The organism is Mycobacterium sp., assembly GCF_052144515.1.
Lineage (GTDB): Bacteria > Actinomycetota > Actinomycetes > Mycobacteriales > Mycobacteriaceae > Mycobacterium.
On record NZ_JBKQQD010000382.1, the window covers coordinates 1 to 2,660 of the forward strand.

Genomic DNA, 2,660 nt, shown 5'->3' on the forward strand with positions numbered 1-2,660 from the left:
ATATTGAGGGTTCGACCCGTCGGTGGGAGACCGACGCGGACGCGATGCGGGTGGCGCTGGCCGCCCATGACGACGTGTTGTGCACGGCGATCGAGGCGCAGGGCGGCTGGTTGTTCAAACACACCGGCGACGGCGTCTGCGCCGCGTTCGCGTCACCAACATCTGCGGTGGATGCGGCGGTGGGTGCTCAGCGGGCGCTGGAGTTGCCGGTGCGGATGGGGATTGCGACCGGCGAAGCAGAACTCCGCGGGGGTGACTACTTCGGTGCGGTGCTGAACCGTGCAGCGCGGGTGATGGCCGCCGGGCATGGCGGTCAGGTCCTGGTGGCCGAGTCGACAGCGGGTCTGCTGACCCGAGTTGATCTGGTGGATTTGGGGCCGCGGCGGTTGCGGGATCTGCCCACCGCGGTCGGGGTATTTCAGGTCCGAGCGGCGGGCCTGCGCACGGACTTTCCTGCGTTGCGGGCGCTGGATGCGAGTCCGGGGAACCTGCGGGCTGCGACGACGAGTTTCATCGGGCGCGAGTCGGAGGTCGCCGAGGTGCAAGCCGCGGTGAAGGCTCATCGGTTGATGACGTTGACCGGGGTGGGCGGGGTCGGCAAGACGCGCCTGGCGCTGGAAGTCGCAACGCATCTCGCCGACGAATTCCCGGACGGGGTGTGGTTTTTCGAGCTGGCCGCAGTCGCCGATCCGGCGGCGGTGCCCGACGCGGTGGCCGCGGTGCTGGGTATCACCCAGCAGCCGGGCAAGAGCGTAAGCGAGTCCGTGGCCGCTGCGCTGGAGGGCAGGGTGCGGCTGTTGGTGTTCGACAACTGCGAACACGTGCGCGACGCCGCCGCCGATCTGATCGAGGCCATCCTGGCGCACTCAGGGACGGTGAGGGTCTTGGCCACCAGCCGCGAAGGAGTCGGAATCGCCGACGAGCAACTGTGGCTGGTGCCCTCGCTGGACGTCGGCGCGGGCATCGACTCTGCCGCGGTGGAACTGTTTGTTGAACGTGCCCGAAGCGTTGCCTCCCGATTCTCGGTGGCCACACCTGACGAGGCGGGCGCGGTGGTGGAGATCTGCGGTCGCCTCGACGGGATCCCGTTGGCCATCGAGTTGGCGGCCTCGCGGATGGCGTCGATGACCGCGGGCGAGGTGCGCGATCGTCTCGATCAGCGGTTCCGACTGCTGGTCGGGTCGCGGCGCGGTCTGGAACGCCACCACACCTTGCGCCACGCGGTGGCGTGGTCCTATGACCTGCTCGATGACGCGGAGAAGGCGTTGCTGGATCGGTGTTCGGTGTTCGCCGGTGGATTCGATCTGCACAGCGCCTGCGCGGTAGCGGGATTCCCAGACGCCCCAGACGACTTCGCCACCCTGGATCTGCTCGACGCCCTGGTGCGCAAGTCGCTGCTGGTGGCCGACCGGTCGGCGGGGCGGACCCGGTTTGCGATGCTGGAGACGATCCGTCAGTTCGCCGAGGAACAACTCGTGGCCCGCGGCGACGCGTCCGAGATTCGGGCCGCCCACGCGCGCTACTTCGCCGGACGCGAAGCCGACATCCTGGCCCTGTGGGACAGCCCCCGCCAGCGTGAGGCCTACGACTGGTTCACTGTCGAGCTGGCCAATCTGCGCACCGCGTTTCGGTGGGCCGCCGACCAGGGCGATCTGGATGTCGCCGCCACCATCGCCAGCTATGCGGGGTTGCTCGGCGTAATGGTCGAAAATAATGAGCCGATCGCCTGGGCTGAAGAGCTGATCGAGCCCGCCCGCGCCGCCGACCATCCGCGGCTGGCGTTCCTGTATGTGATTGCCTCGCTGTGCTACGCGACCGGACGGATCGAGGCGGCTGTCGGCTACAGCGACGCCGCCCAGATCGTTCTCGGCAGGAGCCGCGAGGCGCTGCCGGGCGGCACCGAAGCCGGGCTTGGACTTGTATACCTAGCCATCGGGCAGCCCGAGCGGTTGGCCGAGTTGTGCCGCGCCCAGCTCGCACGCCGCCGCGACACCCACGTCCACATCCGGTCATGGCTGGTTTACGCCCTTTCAGTGGCCGGTTGCGGTGGGGAGGCGATGGATTCCGCGGATGGCCTCATCGAGGCTGCGGAGGCAACAGGCAGCCCGGGTTGGCTCGCGTGGGCGCTCGGTGCCTACGGTTCGGCTTTTCGTGAAGCGGATCCCGTCGGGGCGCTTAACGCCCTCGGCCGGGGTCTGGTGATCGCTCAAGACAGCGGCAACCGCACCTACGCGTCAATCCTGGCGCCGTTGCTGGCACGATTTGAGGCCGAACACGGCGACCCGCTGGCGGCGTTCGATCACCTCAATCTGGCGATCCGCGGCTACCACAATGCGGGCAACACCACCTCGATCCGCATTCCGCTGGCCGTCCTCGCCGTTCTTTTCGACCGGCTCGGACGCCATGAACCGGCGGCCACCATCGCCGGCTTCGCCCTCAGTCCCATCGCCGCAACGGCGTTCCCCGAAATCACCACCGCGATCACCCACCTACGCGACGTCCTCGGCGAGGCGACCTACGAATCGCTCGCCCACAAGGGCGAAACGATGACCACCGCCGAAATGGCGACCTACGCATACGACCAAATCGACCAGGCCCGAACGGAACTCGAACACCCAGGTTGAGTTGCGCGAGTCGCGTGTCCAACGCGAGAGCGGCGC

At 68.0% G+C, this 2,660-nt stretch carries 1 protein-coding gene; it reads left to right on the forward strand.

Going from position 1 to position 2,660, the window contains the following annotated elements; genetic code table 11:
- Window positions 1-2: 2 nt before the first annotated feature.
- Window positions 3-2,624: an ATP-binding protein gene (locus tag ACLP9N_RS25480; RefSeq protein WP_442409983.1), complete on the forward strand. Its 2,622-nt coding sequence runs from the start codon at window positions 3-5 to the stop codon at window positions 2,622-2,624.
- The last annotated feature ends 36 nt before the right edge of the window (window positions 2,625-2,660 follow it).